A 25,760-nucleotide genomic window follows, 5' to 3' on the forward strand; every position below is an offset into this window, starting at 1 on the left:
GATTTTGTTCTCACGTTCACAAGCTCCTAGAGTAAGGAACGGCCGCCGGCCGTCAGACCGCGGCCCGAACTAACCGTTCCCAGGAGAATTGTGACGCGTGCCAGCAGCCGTCGCCCCGGCCCGCCGACGAGAACCGAACGCGGCATTCCCGAGGCGACTGTCGCGCGCTTGCCGGTGTACCTGCGGGCCCTGACCGCGCTGTCGGACAGTGGCATCGCCACTGCGTCGAGCGAGGATCTGGCGACCGCGGCCGGCGTGAACTCGGCCAAGCTCCGCAAGGACCTCTCCTACCTGGGCTCCTACGGCACCCGCGGCGTGGGGTACGACGTCGAGTATCTGCGCTACCAGATCGCCCGCGAGATCGGCGTCACCCAGGACTGGGCCGTCGTCATCGTCGGAATCGGAAATCTGGGCCACGCGCTGGCGAACTACTCCGGCTTCGGTACCCGCGGTTTCCGCATCGTCGCCCTGCTGGACGCGGACCCGAACCTGGTCGGCGAGCGGATCGGCGACATGGAGGTCCGCGACTTCGCCGAGCTGGAGGCCATCGTCAAGGCCGACCGGGTCTCGATCGGTGTCATCACCACTCCCGCCGGTCCGGCCCAGGAGGTGTGCGACCGGCTCGTCGCCGCCGGGGTGACCAGCATCCTGAACTTCGCGCCGGTGGTGCTGTCCGTGCCCGACGGCGTCGACATCCGCAAGGTGGACCTCTCGATCGAGTTGCAGATCCTGGCGTACCACGAACAACGAAAGTCCGGAGAGGCGGCGCTCCCCCAGGTGCCCGAGCTACCAGCGATGAACGGTCTCACCGATCTCCCGAGCGTCGGGGGAGGTGTCGGGGCATGAGCTATTTGGTCGTCGGCATCAGCCACCGCAGTGCGGATATCAACGTTCTCGAGCGAGTCGCGCTGGACGCGGACGCGGCGACCAAGCTGGCGCTGGCCGTCAAACACACTCCGGCTGTCGCGGAGTCCGCCGTACTCGCGACCTGCAACCGGACCGAGGTCTATGCGACCGTCGACCGCTTCCACGCCGGCATGGACGAGGTCACCGCGATCCTGTCCGACATCACCGGCGTACCGCTGCTGGATCTCGCGGAGCACCTCTACGTGCACTTCGAGGAAGGCGCCGTCGCGCACCTGTTCCAGGTTGCCGTCGGGCTGGACTCGATGGTCGTCGGCGAGAGCCAGATCCTCGGCCAGGTGAAGGAATCGCTGCGCATCGGCCAGGACCTGGAGACGATCGAGACCGACCTCAATGCCCTGTTCCAGCAGGCGTTGCGGGTCGGCAAGCGAGCTCGGACCGAGACCGGTATCGACTCCGCCGGGCGTTCGGTCGTGTCGGCCGGACTCGAGGCGGTCGGCGGGTTCGCAGGCCGTCGCACGCTGATCGTCGGCGCCGGCTCGATGGCTTCGCTGGCCGCGCAGACCCTGCTCAACGGCGGGGCTTCGAGCGTGACCATTGCCAACCGCAACTATGACCGCGCGGTGGCGCTGGCCGAGAGGGTCGGCGGTACGGCGATCCAGCTGGCGGCCGTGCCCGACGCGCTGGCCGAGGCCGATCTCGTCGTGTCGTGCACCGGCGCGCGTGGCGTCGTACTGACCGAAGAGATGATCCGGAACGCGACGGACGGGCGGCCGTACGGCGTCCTGGACGTCGCACTGCCGCGGGACGTCGCGCCCGAGGCCGCGCGCATCCCCGGCGTGACGCTGGTGACGCTCGCCGACCTGGCCGGTACGGCGGGCGGCAGCGAGGACGACATCGAAGAAGTACGGCGGATCGTCGGCGAGGAGACGGGTTCGTTCGAAGCGACTCGCCGGGCCGCCTCCGTCGCGCCGACCGTGGTCGCGCTGCGGGCGATGGCGAGCGAGCTGGTCGACTCCGAGCTGGCCCGGCTGGACCGCAAGCTGCCCGGCCTGGACGAGACCCAGCGGAACGAGGTCGCCCGGACCATTCGCCGGGTGGTGGACAAGGTGCTGCACAACCCGACCGTGCGCGTGAAGGAACTCGCTGCGGATCCCGGCGGACCGACGTACGCCGATGCCCTGCGCGCGCTGTTCGCCCTCGACCCGGCGACCGTCGATGCTGTCACCGCCGCCAAGACGCCGGAGGAGACCAGTAAGACCAGTGCCGACTCCAAGGTTGAAGGTGGTCGCGCATGATCAGGCTGGGCACCCGGCGGTCCGCACTCGCGACCGCGCAGTCGACTCTCGTGGCCGATGAGCTCCGCGGCCTCGGACATGAGGTCGAGCTCGTTCTGATCACCACCACCGGTGACATCAACAGGGCGCCGGTGGAGCAGATCGGTGGTACCGGCATCTTCGTCAGCGCGCTGCGCGACGCCTTGCTGGCAGGAGAAATCGACATCGCCGTGCACTCGCTGAAGGATCTTCCGACCGCACCGATCGACGGTCTGAAGCTCGGGGCCATCCCGCTCCGCGAGGACCCGCGCGACGTCCTCGTCGCCCGCGACGGTCTCACCCTCGGTGAGCTGCCGGCCGGCGCCCTGGTCGGCACCGGTGCGGCGCGCCGGGTCGCGCAGCTGGACGCGCTCGGGCTCGGCCTTGAATGCACCGGGATCCGCGGCAACGTGGACACCAGGATCGCGATGGTGGCCGATGGCAAATTGGACGCGGTGGTGCTCGCGAGGGCAGGGTTGTCCCGGTTGGGACGGCTCGCCGAGGTGACCGAGACGCTGGATCCGATCCAGGTCCTGCCCGCGCCGGGACAAGGTGCCCTGGGCATCGAGTGCCGCGCGGACGACACCGAGGTACTGGCCGCCCTGGCGCCGCTGGACGACCCGGCCACGCGTGCGGCGGTGACGGCGGAACGGCAACTGCTTGCCACTCTCGAGGCAGGGTGCACGGCTCCGGTCGGCGCGCTCGCCGAGGTGGTCGAAGGTGAGGACGGTCCCGAGCTGTGGCTGCGGGGCGCGCTCGGCCAGGACGACGGCGTACGACGGCTCTCCGCGAACGGGTCCGTCGACGACCCGGTAGCACTCGGCCGGGCGCTGGCGAACGAGTTGCTGGAGCGAATATGACAGCGGCACGGGGTACGACGACGACGGCCAAGAAGACAAGCAGGACGAGGACGAGGGCGAAGGCAGACGTGAGCAGCGCGAAGACAGCCGCCACCGCGGCATCCACAGCTCAGAAGGTGCCGGCGAAGATCGCCACCACCAGCACGGTCAAGCAGACCAGACCACTCGGCCATGTCACATTCGTCGGCGTCGGCCCGGGTGACCCGGCCCTGCTGACTCTGGCCGGCCGCGACGTACTGGCGAACGCCGACGCCGTCGTGGTCGAGGGCCCTGAGCACGACGCCTTCCTGGCGTACTGCAAGCCGGGTGTCGAGGTGATCGACGGCTCCGGCGCCGAGGGCAGCCGGGCGTTGAAGGTCGCCGCCCGGGCACGGCTGGTGGTGAAGACGGCGAAGTCCGCGGCGAACGTGGTACGCCTGCTGACCGGCGACCCGTTCACCTTCTCCAGCGGCGCCGAGGAAGCAGCCGCCTGCAAGAAGGCCGGCATCGGGTTCAACGTCATCCCGGGTGTCAGCGAGGTCAGCGCCGTACCGACGTACGCCGGGATCCCGCTGACGATGAAGGGCGACCGGGAGGTCACCGTCATCGACCTGGCCGAGGCCAAGCTCGACCTGACCCGGCTGCACCCGAAGCAGACGCTCGTACTGCTGAACGCTGTGGAGGTGTTGAAGGACACCGTCGCGGCTCTGGTCGAGGCCGGCTTCGACGCTTCGACCCCGGTCGCCCTGACGGTCGGTGGTACGACGACCGCGCAGACGAGCGTGGTCGGCACGCTGGAGACCATCGTCACTGACCTGCGCACCGCGAAGGTGACCGGCGAGGCCGTCATCGTGGTCGGCGCGGTGGTCGAGCAGCGCGAGTCGCTGTCCTGGTTCGAGACCAAGCCGCTGTTCGGCTGGCGGATCCTGGTGCCGCGCACCAAGGATCAGGCCGGCCCGCTGATGGACCGACTCCGGCGGTACGGCGCGATGCCGGAAGAGGTGCCGACGATCTCGGTCGAGCCGCCACGCAACCCGCAGCAGATGGACAAGGCGATCCGCGGCCTGGTCGAGGGCCGGTACGAGTGGGTCGCGTTCACCTCGGTCAACGCGGTGAAGGCGGTCCGGGAGAAGTTCGACGAGTACGGGCTGGACGCGCGGGCGTTCTCCGGGCTGAAGATCGCGGCGGTCGGCGACAAGACCGCCGAGGCGATCGGTGCCTGGGGCATCCGTCCGGACCTGATCCCGTCCGGTGAGCAGTCCGCCGCCGGGCTGGTCGAGGACTGGCCGCCGTACGACGAACTGCTGGACCCGATCAACCGGGTGTTCCTGCCGCGTGCCGACATCGCCACCGAGACGCTCGTTGCCGGGCTCACCGATCTCGGCTGGGAGGTCGACGACGTCACGGCGTACCGGACCGTGCGGGCCGCCCCGCCGCCGGCGCCGACCCGCGAGGCGATCAAGTCGGGCAAGTTCGACGCGGTCGTGTTCACCTCGTCCTCGACGGTGCGGAACCTGGTCGGCATCGCCGGCAAGCCGCACGCGTCGACGGTGATCGCGGTGATCGGCCCGGCCACGCTGAAGACGGCCGAGGAGCACGGGCTGCGGGTCGACGCGATGGCCGAATCGCCGTCCGCGGAGGAACTGGCCGACGCACTCGCTCGATTCGGCGCCGACCGGCGTGACACCATGGTCGAGGCCGGTGAACCGGTCACCCGCCCGTCCGAGCGGCGCTCGGGCTCCCGTCGGAAGAGCTGATTCTGTTGTCTGGTGGTTTCCCGGAGGTCAGGCCGCGGCGGCTCAGGTCGTCCGCGGCGATTCGCAGGCTGGTCGCTGAGACCACGCTGGAACCGCGGCAGCTGATCCTGCCGATGTTCATCCGGGAATACGCCAGCGAGCCGATCGCGATCAAGTCGATGCCGGGCGTCGTACAGCACACCCGCGACACCGCCCGGAAGGCGATCGTCGAGGCGGCACAGCTGGGTCTCGGTGGCGTCATGCTGTTCGGCGTACCTGCTGAGAAGGACGCGATGGGGTCCGGTGCTTTGGACCCTGATGGGATTTTGAATGTCGCGATCCGGGACGCGGTGTCCGAGGCCGGCGACGCGCTGCTGGTGATGTCCGACCTTTGCCTGGACGAATTCACGTCGCACGGGCATTGCGGCGTACTGGACTCTTCCGGCCGGGTGGACAACGACGCGACGCTTGCGATCTATGCGGAGATGGGTGTCGCGCAGGCCTCGGCGGGCGCGCACGTCGTCGGGCCGTCCGGGATGATGGATGGCCAGGTCGGCGTTGTACGTACGGCGCTGGACGCGGCCGGTTTCATCGACACAGTCATCCTGGCCTATGCGGTGAAGTACGCATCCGCCTTCTTCGGACCCTTCCGTGAGGCCGTCGGCTCGTCGCTGACCGGCGACCGCAAGACCTACCAGCAGGACAACGCCAACGCCCGCGACGCCATCCGCGAGGTCGACCTCGACATCGCCGAAGGCGCTGACATCGTCATGGTCAAGCCCGCACTGGCCTATCTCGACATCATCCGCCAGGTCCGCGACCACGTGAACGTACCCGTTGCCGCGTACAACATCTCCGGCGAATACGCCATGGTCGAAGCCGCCGCCGCCAACGGCTGGATCGACCGCGACCGCGCCATCCTCGAAACGCTCACCTCCATCCGCCGAGCCGGCGCCGACACAATCCTCACCTACTGGGCCACAGACGCAGTCCACCTCCTCAACCACCGGTAGACCTCCCCACGCGTGCTAGTAGCGGCTCCTCCGTCGCCCTCGCCAGGCCTGCTCTTCCGTGCTGCCGCCCACGAGAACTCCATGCCAACCGCCAGCCTGGAAACGGCGTCGTCGTGGATGCCTTTGCCGCCGCCGACTTTCGGACACTGGCCGGCCCGATAACGGGTTGTTTGACGGCTAGCGGCAAATGAAGGGGCTGTCGGTGACATAACCCGATATCGGGTCGGGCTGACGGTCGTGCGGGTCCTGAAATCGGACGGTTGGTGAGTTTGGCGCCGGATAGCGGAACCATCGGGAGGGTGCTCATCGAGTCGTGGATTTTGGCTGAGGATTCGGCGAGTCGGGAGCACACTTCCACGACTCGGCGAGGCTTCGGCGGCTCGGCGAAGCGTCGGGTACGACGATTACGTCGCGGCCGTGCTGCTACCCAGGCTTGCTAAGTGGGCCAGGCGATACGCGGCGGGCGAGGAGGGCGGCGTGGGGGCGTTTGCCGTCGGTGCGGGTTTCTGTGGTTTGGAGTTGGAATGAAGCCGGCTCCAGCCCAGGCCGCGCCGTCGAGCTTGGCCGACAGGCCCATCGCGATGCCGAACGGTACGCCGGTGATCAGGGCTTGCACCGACCTACGCGGGTCGGACAGGTACGCGCGCACGCGCTCATCATCCAGGACGCAACCGGCGTACGGGAGAGTCCGCGGGAAGAAGTCTGGGGGTGGGTGTCGGATTGGGGTGAAGGTGTTCGTTGCAGGGGTGAGAACCGGACTTTGAGGAGGGCGTCGTGAGCGCTGTTTATACCTTTGATGTGTTTTGCAGTCTTGACGGATTTGGGTCGTATGACGGGGGTGACTGGGGCGGGTATTGGGGGAAGCAGGGGCCGGAGTTTCTCGAGCGGCGGCTTGAGTTGTACGGCGGGGAGCAGCGGATGGTGCTCGGGGGGAACACCTATCGGCAGTTCGTGCAGGTGCTGGGACCGAGTGTCGAGGAGTCGACGGTGGACGACCCGGTGAATACCCGGATGATGCGCCTGCCGACGACCGTGGTGTCGAGGACACTCGAAGGACCGCTCGACTGGCCGAACGCGACCCTTGCGAGCGGCGACGCGGTCGACGTGGTGGCCCGGCTCAAGGAGGAGTCCGACGTACCGTTGCGGTCGAACGGGAGCCTGTCGATGAACCGGGCGCTGATGGCTGCCGGTCTGGTCGATCGCGTCCAGGTGACGGTCTTTCCGGTGATCACCGGTCAGACCGGGGTGGACCCGATCTTCCAGGGGGCGGCTGACTTCGACCTCGAGCTGATCGAGACCCGGACGCTCGACGGTCACATTCAGGAACTCATTTACCGTCCCACCCTGCATGTCTGAGGACGTCCGGGAAGCCGAATGTCGCGACCAGGGCGGGGTCGTGGAACTTGATGATGCGGGAGATGCCGGTGGCGGTGGGGGTCAGCACCACCACGCCGTCCGCCCGGAGCGTGCCATCCGTGGCCCGGTGGTAGACGACGGCCGCGGGTTGACCGTTGGCGGTGGTGGCGATCATTCGCCAGTCGCCTGGTGTGCCCAGCACGTACGCGCCGAGGACGTGGATGCACATGGCCCGGCCCGACTGCCAGTCGCGGAACGGCGTTGCCTCCAGCGTGGCGTCGGCGCGCAGTACCTGTTCCAGGAGGCTGGCATCGGAGCGCTCGAACGCTGCGATGTAACCGTCGAGCAGGGCGCGTGCCCGCTGGTCGGTCGGTTCGAGCAGCTCCGTGGGCTCCAGCTCCAGTTCGTCCAGCCGGGCGCGGGCGCGCTGCAGGCCGCTCTTGACCGCTGCGATCGTGGTGTCGAGGATCTCCGCGGTCTCGGCCGCGGAGAACGCGAGTACGTCGCGCAGAATGAGGATCGCCCGTTGACGGGCCGGCAGGTGCTGCAGGCTGGCGATGAGGGCCAGCCGTAGCGACTCGCGTGCGACGACCACCGCCGCCGGATCATCGGCAGGCTGGGCGATCCATGCGTTCGGCAACGGTTCCAACCACGAGACCTCGCCCGGCGCGACCAGACTCGGCGGGCGATCAGGTCCGTCGTACGAGCCGGCCAGGCCCGAGGGGAGCACCCGGATCCGGCGCGGCTCCAACGCCCTGAGACAGACATTGGTGGCGATCTTGTAGAGCCAGGACCGAATCGATGCCCGGCCCTCGAATCCGGCGTACGCGCGCCACGCCCGCAGATAGGTCTCCTGGACCAAGTCCTCGGCGTCGTGCGCCGAACCGACCATCCGGTAACAGTGCGCCAAGAGCTCCCGCTGAAACCGACCGGTCTCAGCCGTGAACCGGTCGTGATCCAATGCCTCCCGCGGCTGCGATGTCACGCCGCGAGCCTAATGCTGCGAACGTCTGGGCGTGGTCCAGGTTTCGATGCCATCAGACCTCGTCGAGCTGCAGGACCATGCCGCGGAAGGTCGCGTAGCGGGCCAGGTTCGCCGCGGCGTCCTCGCCGATGCGCCGCCCGACCTCGGACCCGAGCGCCGCTTCCAGCGCAGCCATGTCGTCCCAGTCCAGCATGACGACCAGGTAGCACGGCTCGCCGATCACGGCTGCCGGCTCGTGACTGCGCGTGTACCGACGCAGGCCGGGATACTGTTTGGCCAACGGGATGTGGACGTCGTTGTAGTGACGTTCGAAGGCGTCGACGTCGGAAGGGGCGTCGTACATCACGACGAATCGGGCCACCTGCTTGGCGGCCGGGTATGCGGTTGTGGTCATCGGGTTCAACTCCTGTCGTGGAAACCTCCGGTGTGCGGCGTCAGGGCAGTAGGGCCAGTTTGCCGGTGGTGGTCCTGGATTCCAGCTCTGTCAGGGTTTTCGGGCCGTCGGCCAGGTCGTACGTGGTGGGCCGGCCGGGTTTGAGTACGCCGGCAGTGATGAGTGCGGACAGTTCACCCATGACCTGGCCGAAGATCTGGGGTGCGGCCTGGATCAGGACGCCGAGGTTGAAGCCGATGATGTGGACTTGGTGCTTGTACACCAGCTCCCAGTTGGTAAGTGACGCTTCGCCGCCCGCTACGCCGTACACGATCACCCGGCCGGTCACCCGCTTGGCCGCGGCCAGGCTGGCGTCTAGGGTGGCGCCGCCGGCCGACTCCAGCACCAGATCTGCGCCGGCGCCGCCGGTCAGCCGCAGTACGTCGGCGACCAGGTCTCCGTCGACGGAGTCCAGGACGTGGTCGGCGCCCAGCGCGCGTACTGTCTCGTGCTTGCCCGGCGAGGCGGTGGCGATGACTGTCGCACCGTAATGCTTGGCCATCGTGACCGCAGCCTGGCCGGTCGCGCCCGCCGCGGCGTGGATCAGTACGGTCTCGCCTGCGGTGATGCCGCCAAGAGGTTTGAGGGCGGCCAGCGCGGTGGGCCAGTTCACGACCAGGCCGAGCGCCTGCTGCTCCGTCCAGCCGACGGGCAGCGGCATCGCCGCGGCCGCGGGCAGCACCATGTACTCGGCGAAAGCACCGGTTCCGACGCCGACGACCCTGGCCCCCGGCAGCGGCCCGGTCACGGACTCGCCCACCGCGACGATCTCGCCGGCGGCCTCGAAACCGGCGAGGTACGGCGGCTGCGGGCCGTCCAGGAACGTGCCACGGGCCTTCGAGATGTCGGCGAAGTTGACTCCGGCGGACGTGACGCGGATCAGGACCTCGCCCGGACCAGGGCTCGGCACCAGTGCGTCGGTGATCAGGCGCATATCCTGCGGGCCGCTCAGGGAAGTCTGCTCCAGCGCTCGCATGGTCGCGGGGATGTTCACGGGTCTCTCCTTGTTGGCGTACATAAGGGAGGCCGCGCCTCCCACCATGTAGATCCCGGCCACCACCAAAAGGAATCGGCTCATTCAATGGCGCGGAGGGCTCCCGGCGCAGCACCGGTTGCGGATTTGATGTGCCGGCTCAGGTGGCTGACCGAGTCGTAGCCGGTGAGGTCTGCGATTGCTTGGAGGGGGAGCGTGGAGTTGCGGATGTGGGCGAGGGCGTGGCGGAGGCGGACGTTCTGGAGGGACGTACGGGGGCTGGTGCCGCGGAGGCGGGTGAAGCAGGCGCGGAGGGCGGACGGGGAGATGCCGAGCTCTTCACCACCGTCGTCGCAGACCCTGATGTGCGCCCCGGAGCGGGTTACGCTCGCGCGGTGAGCACCCGAGAAGAGCTGACGACCGAGACCTTCACTCAGCTAGCGGTCGCGCGGACCCACTTGACCATGGCAGCAGACGCCGCCTATGAGCTGGAGGACGAGCTCGCGAAGGTGGACGAGGGCATCGTCGGCCTGACGGGGCTCGCGGGCCAGATCCGGTCGGATGAGACGAGGCGGCGTGACCTGCCGAATGTGCCCGAGTTCGCCCGGGGCGTCCAGGTCCACTTCGGAGACGTACGCGACAAGATCGACGTGATACACGAGCACCTGACGCAGGGTGCCTTGACGATCGCGAGTGCCCGCGTGTACGTCGACGAGCTCGAGAAGTTGCCCGGCGGTAAGGAAGGACCCGCGGTGGCGGCTGCGCAACAACTGCGTCGGCAGCTGGACCTCTTCGAGGAAGCGATCAACACCGCGACCCAACGCCTTCAGCAGACCACCAAGCGGTTCACGAATGCCGACACGCACCTTGTGCCGGTGCTCCAGCTGCCGGTGAGGGTGGACGATCGGTCGGCGACCGCGACGCTGATCGACGACGCCAGTGCCGCGATGAATCTCGAGGTGGCCGCGGTATCGGGCGGGGTGGACGATCTCGGCGCCGGCTTCGACGAAGCCAGCCAGAGCGCATACCACGCGGCCAAGGACGCCAGCGCTCTGGGCCGCGCGGTCCGGGCCGGGCTGAACCCGCCTGACCCGGCCGGCCGCCGCACCCGGGCCGCCGCGTCCGGAGAGGACCAGAGGCGTCGCGCCGACGGCCGAACGCAAGGCAGCAGCCGCGACCGCTAGCCGACAGCGCGAGACGAAGGCCGCGGGCGGTTACAGTCGTGGACTGACTGTTCGTTGAGCGAAAGGAAGTGGCGCCGTGCAGGAGCAGCCGTCGAGCGGGGGGCCGGAGCAGCCGGACGAGGTTGAGGCTTTGCGCGCCGTACAGAGCGACATCCGTGCGGCCCGCGATGAGCTCCGCGGGGTAGCAGATGGCATCCGCGCCGCCCTGGCCGCTGACGACGCCCTCAGCCGTGAGGCAGCAAGTGAGTGAGCCGGCACCGGAGCTGACCAAGGAGCAGGTCCGGCAGCAGGCGGCGAACCTGGCCGATACTGCTGCCAACGCGGTGGCGAAGGTGCGCAGTGAGCTGGCGATCGCGGCGGCTGCCGCGGAAGCTGCCGAGAAGCGGCTCTGGGTTGTCGAAGACGACATCGCGGAACTGCCGAGGCAGGCCGATTACATGCGCGAGTCCAAGCGTCCGCGCGAACACCTGTTCGCAGCGCAGCGAGCCGCGGACAAGATCAACCAACAGCTCGTGGAAGCGCAAAAGGATGTTGCCGAGGTTCAGGAGAAGCTGGGGAGGGCTGCCAAGGCCTTCAGCGTGGCCGGCGAATCCCTCGACAAGATCGACGCGCTGCCAACTGAGCAGGCCGCCACGGAGGTCCAGCCGGAGGACCCCGGCCAGCCGGTGACGACGACGGCCCAACTGCGGGCACGGCTGACGACGCTCGGCAACGCTTTCAACGCCGCGGTTGAAACCATCGAGAACACCAGGGCGCAGCTCGCGTTCATTCGCTCGAACCTGGACCACCTGCGGAGCCACTCCCTCGAGTTCACGAACCCGACGACCACCGGGTCGCTGATCGACACGGTCGCTACCGTGGTCGGGAGCGATGTCGAGGATCTCCACGGTGGGCTCAAGGCTGTCTACTACTCCGACGATCTGGCCGGTGAGGCTTCGCAAGGCGCCAACGAACTGGAGATCGCCTTCCGCGCGGCCGCGAACCCGACCTCGACGTCCGCCCAGACAGCTCCTGGTTCGGCGGACAAGAACTCGCGCATCGGGAGAGCCCTCGCGCCCGAGCAGGCACGCAACAACGGTCTCGACCGCTGACCTCAGCGGTGGATGGTGTAGTCGGATTGGGTGAAGCCGGCTTTGAGGGTTCGGGTGGCGTTGTGGGTGAGGGCGACGTCCTGGTCCAGGTCGCCGAAGAGCGGGATGCCGGCGCCCAGTAGCACCGGCGCGGTGGTGATGGTGAGCTCGTTCAGCAGGCCGGCGCGGAGGAAGGTCTGGATGACGCGGCCGCCGTCGGCGTAGACGCGCTTGGCGCCGCGGTCGTTCAGCGTTTCGACCAGGCCGTCCAGGGTGCGGTGGACGATGATCCGCTCGTCGGCGTCCGCGTCCAGCGTCGTACTGAGCACCTCGACCTGCTTGCCGTCGTACGGCCAGAAGCCGAAGCTGAGCACCTTCTCGTAGGTGTTGCGACCCAGTACGACGGTGTCGACCGACGCCATGAACTCGTCGTACCCGGTGTCGCCCGCCAGTTCGCCGCGCTCGGTGAGCCAGTCGATGGACCCGTCCGGCCTCGCGATGTAACCGTCGAGGCTGGTGGCGATGAAAACGGCCGCGTGGAAACTCACTTCTCTCCCCGTCTGTGCTTGGGACACCATTTTTCCACGCGCACCCAACGGCCCACCGGTGGGCTCAGCCGTGGTGGTCCTGGACGAACACCAGGGCGGTCTCGGCGACCTGCTCCCAGCCGGAGTCGAAGACCAGCGAGTGGCCGCGGCCGGGGAGCTCCTCGATCTCGGTCACCGACTCGTGGTCGCGCTGCTTCTTGTACGACGCGTTGGTGATGGCCCAGGGCACCGTGTTGTCCCGCTGCCCGGACAGGAACTTCATCGGTCCGCGGTCCGGGTTCGCCCGGTTCACCCGCGTCTGGCTGCCCGGGTTGAGATTCGCGACCGCGGCCTGGAACAGTGGCAGACCCGGCGCCGGCACCGGGAACTCGTCGTACAGCTTCCGCGCCTCACCCTCCGGTACGGCGTTCGCGAACGCGAACCGGAATTGCCCGTACGTCAGCATCACCGCCTTGGACCGGTTGGCCGGGTTGCTCAGTACCGGGAACGACGCCTTGAGCGCGGACAGCGGCAACGGCAGCACCCCGCGCCCCGGCGCCGGATCGATCGGCACCGACACCGTGGCCAGCCCCATCCCGGCGAGCTTCTGCGTGATCAGCCCGCCGAACGAATGCCCGACGATCGCCGGCTTACGCTTCAGCCGTCCGATCAGCTCCGCGTAGTGCGACGTGACCGCGCCGACCGATTTCCCGGCGAACAACCGAGGATTCGCCCGGCCCTCGGCGACCGTCTCGGGGTCGTCCGGCCAACCCGGCGCGATCGTGGCGAACCCGGCCGCCTCGAACATCTCCCGCCACGGCGCCCAACTCCCGGCCAGCAGCCACAACCCGTGCACGAACACCACCGGCGGCAATCCCGACGCGTTCGCCTTCTCGACCTCGCCCAGCTCGCGCGCCGTCGCCATACCCGCCCCCTATGAAGTGGTCTGTTCCACTCATATAACTGGAGCACCCCGGGGAAGTCACCAACTAAGACGTACGCAACTGCAGAACCTGGCGGCCCGGGGTGCGGCCGGTGAGGTAGACGCGCTGGCCGTCCGGGGTGAGGCTGCCGCCGAGGTAGGTGTACCGCTCGCCCGGATCCATGCCGACCCGGGTCGCCCCGTTGCCCGGCCCGAACGAGATGCGATCGGAGCCGACGGTGTAGGAACCGGTGCCGGACGACAGCTGGTAGTTGCCGGAGGCATCCAGTGCGTCGACGCCGGCCAGTGTCCCGCCGGTACGGAAGCACAGCTCGATCGCGTACGACGTCTCGTCGCCGTCGAACTCGAAGGACAGGTCCCAGCCGTTGCCGAGTTCAACGATCGTGACGTCGGTCCGCAGCGTGCGGTACTGCTTCGGCCGGTGCGGAAAGTCCATCGAGGCGTAGAACCGGCCGTCCAAGGTGAGCGCGTACAGGCCGTCGGAACGCCGGTACCGTTTCGGCAGCGGCAGGTGGTACGGCACCTTTACTTCCTGAGACAACTTGTACGTGTTCGGCCCCACCCGGCGCATCCCGTCGGCTCGGAAGTGCCCGGTGCTGAAGAACACCGGCGACAGCCGCACCGAGTCCAGGATCGCGGCGCCGTTCCGGAGCTTGAAGAACGTCGGGTTCGTGGACAGCCCGGACGAGATCACCGGGATGTCGTGGAAGTCGGTGCCGCCGAAGACCGACGCCGTACGGGCGCCGTGCCGGATCCGGGCCGAGGCCTGCGACGGGAAGTGCTGGACGAAGTCGGTCGGCGCGGGTTGTGCGGCCGGCAGCACCGCCGCGATCTCCGGCCGTTCCAGCACCTCGGCCAGGAAGTCGCCAAGCTCACCGGTCCCGCGCTGTTCGATGCTCTTGGCAACAGTCGAGAAGCGTCCGTCGCCGGTGTGCAGGGCGAGCTCGCGGAACTGGGTGAGATACCACCAGACCTCGCGGATCCGGTTCTGGTCCTGCCGCCGCGACGCGACCGTGTCGACCTCGCCGTTCGGCTCGATGAAGTACAGCGTCGCGTCGAGGTTGCGCTCGACGTACTCGAGCAGCTCGGGTTTGTCGCGCAACCAGGCGACGGTCACCAGGCAGTGGTTCGTGACCTCCGAGGCGTACGTCGAACTCCGCTCGCTGTAGATGCCGTCGGGAGTCGCGTCGATGCCTTCGTCGAGCCAGTCGTCGATCCGGGCGGCGTACCGGCGATCCGGGAACAGGTGGTGCGTACGCGCCAGCGCGGCGGAGATCTCCCAGCGGTGGTTGGGCGTGTGTACCCCGCCGCCCGCCAGCGCCGGCCCCGCCTTCTTCAGCACCTTCTCCAGAATCGCCCGCTGCGGCAGTGTCGCCGCCTGGTCGTCGGCGTCGAGCAGGCCGTAGATCATGCAGACGTCCTGGATCGCGAACGAACTGTCCGGCGGCGAGTGCAGGTTGCCCACGTCGTACAGGCCGTCCTCGTGCTGCCGCGCCGCGAGCTGCTCGACCAGCCACTGCAGCGGCGCGAGCAGCGAGGCGTCGTGGTAGTACGACGACTTGCCCCAGACGTAGCCGGACACGAGCCGCCGGGCTTTGCGCGCGACGTTCCGGACACTGTCGGAGGGGTTCTGGAGAGTGCTCAGCACGAGCGGGATCTGCGTCTGGTTGGCCTTGGTCAGTACGGCCAGGAAGTCTTCGTCCACAGCAGCTAGTCCAGCATCGGTCGCTCCGGCCGCGGTGGCCGGGTAGAGGGCGCCGATCGTCAGCGTGGTCAAAGAGCCGGCCAGGAACGTACGACGCTGCATCGAAGCCTCCAAGTTGACAGGGGATCACCGCGACGGAGATCGGCAAGCGGTTGCCAAATGCCCAGTACTGTCTCGTCCGACCTTTGTCCTGTCAATACTTCGCAGCTGTCCGCATCTGGTCGCGGCAAGTGATCCTCACCTCTTGTGTGAACCGGTTTCCTGGACTAACTTGACCGGCCAAGGCAAGCGCTTTCCGCGACCGGCGAGGTTTCCGGAGGTAAGTAATTGTGAGTGCGCTGGGCGAGCTCGGCTCGCTCCGGCAGAAGAAACCCGCGGGTCAGAAAAAGGACAATCTGGCCGCCTACCTGTTTCTCTCGCCGTGGCTTCTCGGGCTGTTTCTCATCACCATCGGGCCGATGCTGGCCTCGCTGTATCTGGCCTTCACGGACTACAACCTGATCCAGGCACCGGAGTGGATCGGGTTCGAGAACTTCACCCGGATGCTGTCCGACGAGCGGCTGCACAACTCGCTGCGGGTCACGTTCACCTATGTGTTCGTATCGGTGCCGCTGCAACTCGCGGTCGCCCTGCTGCTGGCCGTCGTACTGGACCGTGGCGTCCGGGGGATGGCGTTCTACCGATCGGTCTTCTACCTGCCGTCGCTGCTCGGCTCGAGTGTCGCGATCGCGATCCTGTGGCGCCAGGTGTTCGGCACCGAGGGCCTGCTCAATCAGGTTCTGAGTCTGGTCGGGATCGACGGCAAGGGCTGGATCTCCGACCCGAGTACGGCGCTCGGCACGCTGGTGGTGCTGAACGTGTGGACGTTCGGGTCGCCGATGGTGATCTTCCTGGCCGGCCTGCGGCAGATCCCGGCGATGTACTACGAGGCCGCGTCGGTGGACGGCGCCGGCGTCTTCGGCCGGTTCTTCCGCATCACGCTGCCGCTGCTCACCCCGATCATCTTCTTCAACCTGGTGCTGCAGATCATCCACGCGTTCCAGTCGTTCACCCAGGCGTTCGTCGTCTCCGGGGGAACCGGCGGGCCGTCGGACTCGACCATGTTCTTCACGCTCTACCTCTACGACCGGGGCTTCGGCAATTTCGACATGGGCTACGCATCGGCGATGGCGTGGTTCCTGCTCGTGATCATCGGGGTCTTCACCGCGGCGAACTTCTTCGCCTCGAAGTACTGGGTGTTCTATGACGACTGAGACGATCCGAAGCACCGTGGCCGCGCGCCGGTCCACCGGCCTCACCTGGGCCCGGATCCGGCCGCTGCTGATCCACCTCGCCCTGGCGTCCGCCGCCCTGGTGATGCTCTATCCGGTGATCTGGATGGTGGTCAGCTCACTGCGGCCCGGCAACGAGATCTTCCGCGAGCCCGGCATCCTGGTGAAGGACCTGCGGATCGAGAACTACCGGCTCGGCTGGAACGCGCTGACCGAACCGTTCACCCGCTACCTGCTGAACTCCGCGGCGGTCGTGTTCGGCGCGGTCCTGGGCAACCTGGTGAGCTGCTCGATGGCGGCGTACGCGTTCGCCCGGCTGGAGTTCGTCGGGAAGAAGTTCTGGTTCGCGATCATGCTGCTGAGCATCATGCTGCCGATCCACGTGGTGATCGTGCCGCAGTACATCCTGTTCTCGCAGCTGGGCTGGATCAACACGTTCCTGCCGCTGATCATCCCGAAGTGGCTGGCCACCGACGCGTTCTTCGTCTTCTTGATGGTGCAGTTCATCCGCGGTATCCCGCGGGAGCTGGACGAGGCGGCCCGGATCGACGGCTGCGGCCGGGCCGGGATCTTCCTGCGGGTGATCCTCCCGCTCATGGTTCCGGCGCTGGCCACCACGACGATCTTCACCTTCATCTGGACCTGGAACGACTTCTTCAGCCAGCTGATCTACCTGACCGACCCGAAGATGTACACCGTGCCGGTGGCGCTTCGGTCGTTCGTCGACGCGACCGCGGAATCCTCCTGGGGCTCGATGTTCGCCATGTCCGTCATCTCTCTTGTCCCGATTTTCCTAGCCTTCCTGCTCGGCCAGCGGTTCCTGATCAAGGGCATCGCCACCACCGGCATCAAGTAATCCCTGAAAGGTGCACACATCATGAGGCCGCTCATCCCTCCCACCGGCCGGCGCTTGCGCGCACTGGCCGCCGTCGCGATCGCAACCACTCTGCTGGCCGCCAGTGCGTGTGGCGGCGACTCCGGTGGCAACAGCGGATCCGCTGACGGCAAGGTCACGCTCCGGTTCACCTGGTGGGGTGGCGACACCCGCACCAAGCTGACCCAGCAGGCGATCGACGCCTACCAGAAAGACCACCCGAACGTGACGATCAAGGGTGAGTTCGGCGACTGGTCCGGCTACTGGGACAAACTCGCCACCACGGTCGCCGCGAACGACGCACCGGACATCATCCAGATGGACGAGAAGTATCTGCGTGAGTACGCCGACCGCGGTGCACTGCTGGATCTGAAGAAGGCCGACGGCCTGGACACGAGCAAGTTCGAACCGGACACCCTCAGCGCTGGTGAGTTCGACGGTGGCCTGTACGGACTGAACGCGGGCATCAACTCGTTCGCGATCGTCGCCAACCCGACGGTCTTCAAGGCCGCCGGCGTGGCTCTCCCGGACGACACCACCTGGACCTGGGACGACTACACCCGGATCGCCGCGGAGCTCACCACCAAGCTGGCCGGCAAGGGCTGGGGCTCCGGCGCGCCCGGCACGAACGAGGCAGCGCTGAACCTGTGGGCCCGCCAGCACGGCGAGTCGCTGTGGACCAAGGACGGCAAGCTCGGCGTCTCGGCCGGCCAGGTGACCGCGTTCTACCAGAACCTGCTGAAGATGAAGGACGCCAAGGCGATTCCATCGGCGGAGTTCATCTCGCAGGACATCAACGCGTCGCTCGACCAGTCCGCGATGGCGACCGGGAAGACGGCGATGAGCTTCGTCTGGAGCAACCAGCTGAACGCCTTGAGCAAGGCGGCCGGCACGCAGCTCAAGCTGCTCCGCATCCCCAGCGTCGAGGGCAAGTCGAGCGCGAACGGCTCCTACTACAAGGGCTCCATGTTCTGGTCGATCTCGTCGCGGTCGAAGCACCAGAAGGAAGCCGCCGAGTTCGTGAACTATCTGTCCAACAGCACCACCGCCGGCAACATCCTGCTGGCCGAGCGGGGCGTGCCGCCGAACACCGAGATCCGCGCGGAGGTCCAGCCCAAGCTGCAGCCGGCTGACGCCGCGTCGGCGAAGTTCATCCAGGACATCGGCAAGGAACTCGGCGAACCGTCGCCGGCGCCGCCGGTGGGTGGCGGTCAGGTGGAGAAGATCATCCAGCGCTACACCACCGAGGTGCTGTTCGGCCGGCAGGCGCCGGACAAGGCGGCGCAGGGATTCATCGACGAGGTCAACGGGGAGCTCAAGTAAGTTGCCGATGACGACGCCTGGCGTGGCCGTGGTAGGTGTCCACGGCCACGGGGCCTCACATGTCCGGAACGTGGCGCGGCTGGCCGAGACCGGCCGCGCCCGGCTGGTCGCCGTCGCCGATCCGCGGCCCGCCGAGAACCTGCCCGACGATGTCCAGGTCTTCGCCGGCCTGGAAGAGTTGCTCAAGGCAACCGAGATCGACGTGGTGATCATCAGTACGCCGATCCAGACCCATCTGCCGCTGGCCGAACTGGCGATGCGCGCGGGTGTCGACGTACTGCTGGAGAAGCCGCCGACGGCGTCGCTGGCGGAGTTCGAAGCGTTGTCGGCGGTGATCTCGGAGACCGGGCGGGCTTGCCAGGTCGGTTTCCAGGCGCAGGCGTCGAAGGCCACTCTGACGTTGGCGTCGATGGTGGCCGACGGGCGGTTCGGTGAGATCCGCGGGATCAGCGCGGTCGGCAAGTGGGTGCGGAAGGCCCAGTACTTCCAGCGCGCGCGGTGGGCTGGTCGCCGTACGCTCGATGGGATCGCGGTGGTCGACGGTGCGGTGACGAACCCGCTGGCGCATTCGACCGCGGCCGCGTTGCTGCTGGACGGGTCGCAGGGCCTCGACGATGTACGGTCGGTGGAAACCGAGCTGTATCGGGCGAATCCGATCGAGTCCGACGACACCTCGACGGTCCGGCTCGTCACCGGTCGCGGTACGCCGATCCTGATCGCGGTCACGTTGTGCGCTTCGGAGCATCTGGAACCGCGGGTGATCGTGCACGGCTCCGAGGGGCGTGCCGTACTGCGGTACGCCTCGGACACGCTCGAGTTCGACGACGGCACGGTGCGGAAGTTCGAGCGCGACGACCTGCTGGAGAACCTGCTCGACCATCGCGCGGATCCGGCCGTACCGCTGTCTGTGCCGCTGTCGGCGACGGGTGGATTCACGAAGGTCGTCGAGGCCGTACGGGTCGCTGAGGATCCGGCCCGGATTCCCGCCGAGTGCGTTCGCTGGGAAGGCGACGGGCTCGAGCGGCACCCGATCGTGCTCGACGTGGAGAAGTGGATCGATCGTGCGTCGGACGAACTCGCGTTGTTCAGCGAGCTCGGCGCGCCCTGGACTCAACAGGAGAAGACGATTGACGCAGAACCTCGGCTGTAACCATGCCGTCGGCCGCTCGATCCAGGTCACGGCGGGCGACGGCGAGCTGTTCACCTACGTCTACCAGGCGACCGATCCGCAACTGGAGTCGCCGCGGCCGTTCTTCCACCCGATCCGGACGCTCGCCGGTGACCTGGTCAGTGTGTTCCGGCCGCACGACCACGTCTGGCACAAGGGCATCACCTGGTCGCTGCCGCACTTCGGGCACGAGAACTTCTGGGGCGGGCCGACGTTCTCCAAGGATGCCGGCTACCAGCAACTCGACAACAACGGCTCGATGAACCATGACCGGATCGACGCGCTGGACGTGTCCGACGATCTGGTCCGGTTCGCTCATCACCTGTCCTGGCGGACGCAGGCGGGTGCGCATGTGGTCGACGAGTCGCGGTCGCTGACGACGCGGTTCGCGGACGAAGGCTGGGTGCTGGTCTACGAGACGGCGATGACGAACGTGTCCGGCGAGACGATCCAGATCGGCAGCCCGACGACGGCCGGACGCGCGAATGCCGGGTACGGTGGTCTGTTCTGGCGCGGGCCGCGGTCGTTCACCAACGGGACCGTGCTGGCGCCGCAGGGCAAGGGCGGTGACGAGCTCCGGGGACAGCGCGCCGCGTGGATGGGCTTCTCCGGCAAGCACGACAACAACGACCGCGCCTCGTCGATCATCATCGCCGACGCCGCCGACAACGTCCGCCACCCACCCGAGTGGTTCGTCCGCTCCGAAGACTTCGCCGCCGTCTGCCCGGCCCCCTTCTTCTCCGAAGAACTCCCCTTCGAGTCCGGCTCCACGCTCCGCTTCCGGTACGCCGTCCTGGTCGCCGACGGAGCCTCAGACGACCAACGCGCCGCCGCCCTTGCAGCCCAGGCCCAGAAGGCCCTCGCGGCTGGGTGAGGTTGCGGACCGCCAGGCCATCACAATCCGCACTCGGGCGAGGCGCTGAGCGCGGCGAGCGGGGGTGGAGCTCAATTGTGATGGGCTGGCGGTTCGGTCGTCGCCCTCGGCAGCGCGACGATGAAGCACGTGTCGCCGGGGCGGGATCGCACGGAGACTGCGCCGCCGTGGGCTTCGGTGATGGATTGGGCGAGGGAGAGGCCTAGGCCGGAGCCGCCGGAGTCGCGGGTGCGGGAGGTGTCGGCGCGGGTGAAGCGCTTGAAGACGTTGGGCTGCAGGTCGGGTGAGATGCCGGGGCCGTTGTCGTGAATGGTGAGGACGGCCGAGTGACGGTCGTCGGTGGTCAGGCCGACCGTGACGGTGGTCCCGGCAGGCGTGTGCCGACGGGCGTTGCTGAGCAGGTTGGTGACGACCTGGTGGAGCCGCTGCTCGTCGGCCGTGACGACCACGGGCTGCGCCGGTAGGTTCACTGCCCAGTGGTGGTCGGGCCCGACGATTCGCGCGTCGGTCACCGAGTCCAGCGCCAGCCGCGTCAGGTCGACGGGTCTCAGGTCCAGCGGTCGGCCCGCGTCGAGCCGGGCCAGCAACAGGAGGTCCTCGACCAGCGAGGCCATCCGGGTGGCTTCGACCATCACCTTGCCCATGGCCTGCGGGAGGTGTTCCGGGTTACGGAGACTGAGCTGCGCATAGCCATGGATCGTGGTGAGCGGCGTACGCAGCTCATGCGAGGCATCGGCGACGAACTGCCGGACCTGCAACTCACTCCGATGCCGCGCATCCAGCGCCCGCTCCATGTGCCCCAGCAAGGTGTTCAACGCGAGCGCCACTTGGCCGACTTCGGTACGCGCGTCGGTCAGCTCGTCCGGGACTCGCGCGGTCACTCCGATCTCGCCGGTCGCCAGTGGAATCGCCGCCACCTCGCGAGCAGTCAGCGCAACTTGGCGCAGCGGCCGCATCTGACGTCGTACGACGAACACCGCGACACCGCCGGCGGCGACGACACCGAACCCACCGAACAGCACCTCCCAACCGACCAGGCTGGTCACGGTGTTGTCGATGTCCTTGGTCGGGAGTCCGGTGATGACTGTGGTGTCGCCGATCTGCACGGCGTGCACGCGGTACTGACCGAGTCCGGCCAGGTCGACGGTGCTGTTCGCGCTGTTGGCCGGCACGTCCGAGAGTACGGCGATCACCTCGGTCGAGAGGCCGGCGAGGTCGCCGTCGGAGGTGATGACGTTGCCGTTGGCACTTGAATCGGAGATGTAGGCGGTGACGGTGCCCGCGTCCTGACCGTGCGGGTTGTCGATGTCCGGCGGCTTCGGGCCGTTCTTGTTGAGTGCGCCGATCGCCCGGCCGCTCGACGCGGCCACCTTCTCGTCGAGCTGCTTGGTCAGGTAGGAGCTGATCGCCGCCGTCGTCAGCCCACTGATCAGGATGCTGACCGTTGCCATCAGCAACACCACTGCGGTGGCCACCCGCGCGGTCAGCGAGGTCGGCAGGAAACGGCGCATGATCAGCTCGCCGGCTTGAGCACGTATCCGGCGCGGCACAGGGTGTGGATCATCGGCGGCCGGCCGGCGTCGATCTTGCGGCGCAGGTAGGAGATGTACAGCTCGACGATGTTGGCCTGACCGCCGAAGTTGTAGTGCCAGACCCGGTCCAGGATCTGCCCCTTGCTCAGTACGGCGGTGCGCCGCAGCTGCAGCCGGATCCGGGCCACCACTTCCTCGAGGCTGAACGGCTTGGTCACATAGTCGTCACCACCGGCGGTCAGCCCGGCCACCCGATCCTCGACCGAGTCCCGCGCGGTGAGGAACAGGATCGGCACCTCGGGCAGCACGGTGGCGAGGTTGGTGTTCGGCGTCATGACTTCAGGATGTGCGCCGATGCCTACCGCCACCTGCGGGATTCCTGGGTGCTTGCTGTGAATGCGTCACCTCTCACCACCTTCCCCGGCTGCACACAGCGTCGTCACAGGTTGGGCCAGCACTGTGGTTACTTCAGCCGAGCCCGGAGGTCTGCCCGATGAAAGTGATCACTGAAGATTCGTTTGCCGTCTTCGCGCCGATCGGATTGGACGAGCTCGACGATCGGTCGGGTCTGCAGACCCGCACCGAGCGCAAGTACGTCGTACCGGTGGAGGAGCTGGAGTCGATCCTGGATGCGGTGGATCGCGAGGCGCGGGTGCTGGAGATTGGTGGACGCCGGCGGTTCGGCTACGAGTCGACGTACTTCGACACGCCTCAGCTCACGAGTTATCTGGCGACTGCGCAGGGGCGGCGACGGCGGTTCAAGCTGCGCACCCGGGTGTACGCCGATACCGGTGAGTGCTGGTTCGAAGTGAAGACCAAAGGCCGGCGCGGCATCACGGTCAAGCACCGGCTTCCCTACTCCTTGGAACACCACGAGACAGTGACCGCTGCGGCGCGCTCGTTTGCTGACCGGCAGCTCAAGGAAGCGTCAGTCGACGTCGACACGTCGAGTCTGAGTCCGACGCTGCGTACGTCGTACGACCGGACGACCTTGCTGCTTCCCGCATCGGGGTCACGCGTCACAGTCGACCGCGACCTGCGCTGGGAGGCTGCGTCCGGTCGCCTGTGGGTCGGCGACTATCTGGTGCTCGAGACCAAGACGACTCCCGGGGCCGACACCGATCTGGACCGCGCGCTCTGGTCGCTCGGCCATCGCCCGGTCCGGCTGTCGAAGTACGGCACCGGCCTGTCGCTGCTCTGGCCGGAGCTCCCCGGCAACAAGTGGCATCGCCTACGCCACTTGGATTTTTCCTGACACGTCAGAGAATTTCGTCCGCGGCTTCGCGCAGAGCGGTGAACTCGCGCTCGGCCCAGCCCTCGCCGCGTGACTCGGTGCCGCGGAAGGTCGGCTTGTCGAGGAGGTGGAAGCCGAGATTGGAGAGACGGGCGACGACGCGAAGGTAGGGGATCGCGGCTTCGTCGTCGGCGGAGATCGTCCGGCGGGAGGTGTAGCCGGTCTTGAAGGCGTTCCAGTACGGCGTGGTGGCGACGCCGGTGAAGTCGGCGGCAAGGTATCCGGGCCCGGCGAGGTCGAAGTCGTACAAGGTGAGGCCGGTGTTGCTGACCAGGAGGTTGTCGAGGGATACGTCGCCATGGCAGATGCCGCGGGTGAGATGGTACTGCGCGAGGTTGTTCCGTACAGCCGCGTCGAGAGACCGGAGCAGGTTTTCCTCCGCGGGAGCAAGGTGCGGGCGGAGTTCGTCGAGACTGTATGGCAGGTTGGTGCCACGACGGGGAAATTCAGGCACATACGAGTCGGCGATTTCGTGGAACCGGGCAACCAGTCCGCCGAACTCCCGATACAGCCCCTCCTCGTACGGCGGCTTGGCACCATCGAGGAATTCCTGGAGCACGAACGCGCGGGGTCCCTCAGGTGCGTCGAGGCTGCCGGCCGGGTCGCCATCGGGCAGCGGATGAACGGCTGGTGTCAGCAGTCCATGGGCGACGAGATGGGCCGAAAGCCCTGTCTCCCAACGGACTTCGTCCGGTTGCCGTCCGCCGTACCGGTAGAGCTTGAGGACGTAACGGGCGTCCTTCGCCGCCACCAGATAGACGTCGTTCACCAAGGAGCGGAGCAGCGTGCATCCGGTGAAGGGGATGCCGTAGCGTTTGCCCAGGTACGTCGCCAGTGCCTCGGGGGCGGGGAGTGAGCGCAGCGTCGGAAGCACAAAGACGAGGTTAAAACTCGGAGGTGTGAAGCCGGGCCGAAGTGGGGAGGTTCGAGACGTTTCCGGATTCGCCTCCCCTCTTGGGGCCGGAAACAGGTAGCCTCTTGCAGCGCCCTTCCGGGAGCTGTGCCCTTTGTGGGGGAGGGGCCGCCGTACGACCATTTACCGACGAAACTGCCGGAGAGCCCAAACCGGTCAGGAGACCACGTCTTGCAGGAGCACAACACCAGCACCAGTCCTGGCGAACTGGCGAACGTACCGCTCACCGGTGCGGACAAGGTCGCCTACGCCTTCTACGCCACCGCGGCCGCCGCGGCCCTCGTCGGTCAGGTCTGGGCCGGCGTCACCCACATCCCATGGCCGGAGGAAGGGTTCTCGACCTTCCTCAAGATCGTCCTCGTCACCCCGGCGGTGGCCGTGCTCGAGCTCGGTGGTGTCGCCACCGCCGCGCTCGCCGACCTGCGCCGGCGCAAGGGCGAGCAGGCCTACGCCTACCGTGCGATGTCGTTCTTCGCGGCACTCGTCGCGGTGGTCTTCAACGTCGTCGGTCACTGGCGGCCGGAGGAGCGGTTCCTCGCCTTCGGCTTCGGCGGCCTGTCCGCGTTTGCCTACGTGCTCTGGCTGATCCACAGCTCGGCCCGGCGCCGCGACGCGCTACGCCGCGCGGGCCAGATGCGCGAGACCGGTCCGGTGTACGGCGTGATCCAGTGGATCCGTGAGCCGAGGGTCACCTGGCTGGCCAGGTCGCTGGCGATCGAGCACGGCTACGGCCTCTACGAGAGCCTGCGTGCGGCGCAGCACCAGATCCGGAACCGGAGCCGCCGCGAGGCGATCGCCGGAACCGTTGCCGAGTACATCCGGTCCGAGCACCAGGACGAGCGGCTGGCGAAGATCGCCGAGACGACGTACGATCCGGACCGGCTGGCCGGGATGCTCGAGGAGCGGATCAACTACGAGGTCATCACCAACAAGCTGACCAAGGCGATCTCCCCGCCGCCGGAGCCGGAGGACCGTCCCGCCGTACCCGCCGCCGTGTGGGTGCTCGAGGGCGGGCAGCCGCGGCCGCTGCGTGCGGACGGCACCGGGATGTCACTGCGCGACGAGGACGCCTGGACCGGCGAGCTGATGGCAATCGTCGACCAGCAGCCCGACAGCGACGAGCCGGTCGCCGAGGCGGTCGTCGTCGAGGACGAGAGCGAGCCGCAGCACGTCGTCAATGGGAAGCTGAGGCCGATCGTGCCGCCGTCGAAGGCCGAGCCGGTGGTCCAGAAGCCACAGCCGCCATCCCCCTTCGCGACCGTGACCGACGCCGAGCCGCCGGCGCTGATCACGACACCGAAGGTCGAGCCGGTCCTGCCGGACCCGGAGCCGGTGGTCGTCGAGGTGAAGTCCGCGGAGGACGAAGCGGAACGGAGTCCGCTGGAGGTGAAGCGTCAGCGGGCGTGGGGTCTGCTGGCTGACTGGCCCGCCGGGCGTGAGCTCTCCGCGAAGAATCTGGCCGATGCGATCGCGTGCAGCGAGCCGATGGCCAGCAGGTTCATCGAGCAGTACGAGGCTGAGCACGGGTCCGTGTTCGCGTCGCAGAACTGATCGCTCGACTGCCGGT

General features: G+C 67.7%; 25 protein-coding genes and 1 pseudogene. 16 read left to right on the forward strand and 10 right to left on the reverse strand.

The window, feature by feature from the left end; genetic code table 11:
- The first annotated feature begins 90 nt into the window (after positions 1–90).
- From EV646_RS10615 to EV646_RS10640, 6 genes are all read left to right on the forward strand, one after another.
- Positions 91–846 (forward strand): redox-sensing transcriptional repressor Rex, encoded by a 756-nt coding sequence (locus tag EV646_RS10615; protein WP_132146858.1) that lies wholly within the window; start codon positions 91–93, stop codon positions 844–846.
- On the forward strand, positions 843–2,162 hold the full coding sequence (locus EV646_RS10620) for a glutamyl-tRNA reductase (protein ID WP_132146861.1): 1,320 nt from the start codon (positions 843–845) through the stop codon (positions 2,160–2,162). Before EV646_RS10615 ends, EV646_RS10620 begins: the two co-directional genes overlap by 4 nt.
- Positions 2,159–3,040 (forward strand): hydroxymethylbilane synthase, encoded by an 882-nt coding sequence (gene hemC / locus EV646_RS10625; RefSeq protein ID WP_132146864.1) that lies wholly within the window; start codon positions 2,159–2,161, stop codon positions 3,038–3,040. Before EV646_RS10620 ends, hemC begins: the two co-directional genes overlap by 4 nt.
- Positions 3,037–4,776 carry a bifunctional uroporphyrinogen-III C-methyltransferase/uroporphyrinogen-III synthase gene (locus tag EV646_RS10630; protein WP_241995746.1) on the forward strand — a complete coding sequence of 580 codons (1,740 nt, stop codon included), beginning with the start codon at positions 3,037–3,039 and terminating at the stop codon, positions 4,774–4,776. The genes hemC and EV646_RS10630 overlap by 4 nt, the downstream gene beginning before the upstream one ends.
- A 5-nt stretch (positions 4,777–4,781) precedes the next feature.
- The gene (gene hemB / locus EV646_RS10635; protein WP_132146867.1) at positions 4,782–5,768 is read left to right on the forward strand and encodes a porphobilinogen synthase; all 987 of its coding nucleotides are present in this window, start codon (positions 4,782–4,784) and stop codon (positions 5,766–5,768) included.
- Positions 5,769–6,542: 774 nt separating this feature from the next.
- A complete protein-coding gene (locus tag EV646_RS10640; RefSeq protein ID WP_132146870.1) occupies positions 6,543–7,124 on the forward strand; it encodes a dihydrofolate reductase family protein in 582 nt (193 codons plus the stop codon).
- Here EV646_RS10640 and EV646_RS10645 read toward each other — a convergent pair.
- From EV646_RS10645 to EV646_RS40930, 4 genes are all read right to left on the reverse strand, one after another.
- Entirely contained in the window at positions 7,096–8,109 is a 1,014-nt protein-coding gene (locus tag EV646_RS10645; RefSeq protein WP_132146873.1) for an RNA polymerase subunit sigma-70, read from the reverse strand. The two genes, EV646_RS10640 and EV646_RS10645, sit on opposite strands and share 29 nt — an antisense overlap.
- A gap of 52 nt (positions 8,110–8,161) precedes the next feature.
- On the reverse strand, positions 8,162–8,503 hold the full coding sequence (locus EV646_RS10650; protein WP_199236918.1) for an EthD family reductase: 342 nt from the start codon (positions 8,501–8,503) through the stop codon (positions 8,162–8,164).
- Positions 8,504–8,543: 40 nt separating this feature from the next.
- Entirely contained in the window at positions 8,544–9,536 is a 993-nt protein-coding gene (locus tag EV646_RS10655) for an NADPH:quinone oxidoreductase family protein (protein ID WP_132146876.1), read from the reverse strand.
- Positions 9,537–9,616: 80 nt separating this feature from the next.
- Positions 9,617–9,952, reverse strand: coding sequence for a helix-turn-helix transcriptional regulator (locus tag EV646_RS40930; RefSeq protein ID WP_132147799.1), 336 nt, complete (start codon positions 9,950–9,952; stop codon positions 9,617–9,619).
- On the opposite strand from EV646_RS40930, the gene EV646_RS10665 reads away from it, so the two are divergent.
- The 3 genes from EV646_RS10665 to EV646_RS10670 all read left to right on the forward strand — a co-directional run bounded on the left by EV646_RS10665 (position 9,911) and on the right by EV646_RS10670 (position 11,790).
- Complete coding sequence (locus EV646_RS10665) at positions 9,911–10,699, forward strand: hypothetical protein (protein WP_132146879.1); 789 nt, start codon at positions 9,911–9,913, stop codon at positions 10,697–10,699. The two genes, EV646_RS40930 and EV646_RS10665, sit on opposite strands and share 42 nt — an antisense overlap.
- Before the next feature lie 76 nt (positions 10,700–10,775).
- Positions 10,776–10,949, forward strand: coding sequence for a hypothetical protein (locus tag EV646_RS38830; protein WP_158290940.1), 174 nt, complete (start codon positions 10,776–10,778; stop codon positions 10,947–10,949).
- Complete coding sequence (locus EV646_RS10670) at positions 10,942–11,790, forward strand: hypothetical protein (protein ID WP_132146882.1); 849 nt, start codon at positions 10,942–10,944, stop codon at positions 11,788–11,790. The genes EV646_RS38830 and EV646_RS10670 overlap by 8 nt, the downstream gene beginning before the upstream one ends.
- 2 nt (positions 11,791–11,792) lie before the next feature.
- On the opposite strand, the gene EV646_RS10675 is transcribed toward EV646_RS10670, so the two are convergent.
- The 3 genes from EV646_RS10675 to EV646_RS10685 all read right to left on the reverse strand — a co-directional run bounded on the left by EV646_RS10675 (position 11,793) and on the right by EV646_RS10685 (position 15,046).
- On the reverse strand, positions 11,793–12,317 hold the full coding sequence (locus tag EV646_RS10675; RefSeq protein WP_132146885.1) for a dihydrofolate reductase family protein: 525 nt from the start codon (positions 12,315–12,317) through the stop codon (positions 11,793–11,795).
- A 64-nt stretch (positions 12,318–12,381) separates the two neighbouring features.
- On the reverse strand, positions 12,382–13,221 hold the full coding sequence (locus EV646_RS10680) for an alpha/beta hydrolase (protein ID WP_132146888.1): 840 nt from the start codon (positions 13,219–13,221) through the stop codon (positions 12,382–12,384).
- Between the two features lie 64 nt (positions 13,222–13,285).
- Positions 13,286–15,046 (reverse strand): hypothetical protein, encoded by a 1,761-nt coding sequence (locus EV646_RS10685; protein ID WP_132146891.1) that lies wholly within the window; start codon positions 15,044–15,046, stop codon positions 13,286–13,288.
- 227 nt (positions 15,047–15,273) lie between these two features.
- Between EV646_RS10685 and EV646_RS10690 the strand changes: the two genes are divergently transcribed.
- From EV646_RS10690 to EV646_RS10710, 5 genes are read left to right on the forward strand one after another with little or no spacing between them, the layout of a single operon-like run.
- Complete coding sequence (locus EV646_RS10690) at positions 15,274–16,197, forward strand: carbohydrate ABC transporter permease (RefSeq protein ID WP_132146894.1); 924 nt, start codon at positions 15,274–15,276, stop codon at positions 16,195–16,197.
- A complete protein-coding gene (locus EV646_RS10695; protein WP_132146897.1) occupies positions 16,187–17,071 on the forward strand; it encodes a carbohydrate ABC transporter permease in 885 nt (294 codons plus the stop codon). The genes EV646_RS10690 and EV646_RS10695 overlap by 11 nt, the downstream gene beginning before the upstream one ends.
- Before the next feature lie 21 nt (positions 17,072–17,092).
- Positions 17,093–18,412 carry an ABC transporter substrate-binding protein gene (locus tag EV646_RS10700; RefSeq protein ID WP_241995747.1) on the forward strand — a complete coding sequence of 440 codons (1,320 nt, stop codon included), beginning with the start codon at positions 17,093–17,095 and terminating at the stop codon, positions 18,410–18,412.
- A gap of 7 nt (positions 18,413–18,419) precedes the next feature.
- Positions 18,420–19,562, forward strand: coding sequence for a Gfo/Idh/MocA family protein (locus tag EV646_RS10705; RefSeq protein WP_132146900.1), 1,143 nt, complete (start codon positions 18,420–18,422; stop codon positions 19,560–19,562).
- The gene (locus tag EV646_RS10710) at positions 19,540–20,454 is read left to right on the forward strand and encodes a DUF6807 domain-containing protein (RefSeq protein WP_132146903.1); all 915 of its coding nucleotides are present in this window, start codon (positions 19,540–19,542) and stop codon (positions 20,452–20,454) included. Before EV646_RS10705 ends, EV646_RS10710 begins: the two co-directional genes overlap by 23 nt.
- Positions 20,455–20,525: 71 nt before the next feature.
- Here EV646_RS10710 and EV646_RS10715 read toward each other — a convergent pair whose 3' ends face one another.
- Both EV646_RS10715 and EV646_RS10720 read right to left on the reverse strand, forming a co-directional pair.
- Positions 20,526–21,965 (reverse strand): sensor histidine kinase, encoded by a 1,440-nt coding sequence (locus EV646_RS10715; protein WP_132146906.1) that lies wholly within the window; start codon positions 21,963–21,965, stop codon positions 20,526–20,528.
- 2 nt (positions 21,966–21,967) lie between these two features.
- Positions 21,968–22,288: pseudogene (locus EV646_RS10720) on the reverse strand (response regulator transcription factor); the annotation flags it as partial.
- A gap of 191 nt (positions 22,289–22,479) precedes the next feature.
- On the opposite strand from EV646_RS10720, the gene EV646_RS10725 reads away from it, so the two are divergent.
- Entirely contained in the window at positions 22,480–23,241 is a 762-nt protein-coding gene (locus tag EV646_RS10725; RefSeq protein WP_132146912.1) for a polyphosphate polymerase domain-containing protein, read from the forward strand.
- 4 nt (positions 23,242–23,245) lie between these two features.
- On the opposite strand, the gene EV646_RS10730 is transcribed toward EV646_RS10725, so the two are convergent.
- The gene (locus EV646_RS10730) at positions 23,246–24,154 is read right to left on the reverse strand and encodes a phosphotransferase enzyme family protein (protein WP_132146915.1); all 909 of its coding nucleotides are present in this window, start codon (positions 24,152–24,154) and stop codon (positions 23,246–23,248) included.
- 210 nt (positions 24,155–24,364) lie between these two features.
- Between EV646_RS10730 and EV646_RS10735 the strand changes: the two genes are divergently transcribed.
- Positions 24,365–25,744: a hypothetical protein gene (locus EV646_RS10735; protein ID WP_132146918.1), complete on the forward strand. Its 1,380-nt coding sequence runs from the start codon at positions 24,365–24,367 to the stop codon at positions 25,742–25,744.
- Positions 25,745–25,760 lie beyond the last annotated feature (16 nt).

The sequence above is a fragment of the Kribbella antiqua genome (assembly GCF_004345665.1).
GTDB classification, from domain to species: domain Bacteria; phylum Actinomycetota; class Actinomycetes; order Propionibacteriales; family Kribbellaceae; genus Kribbella; species Kribbella antiqua.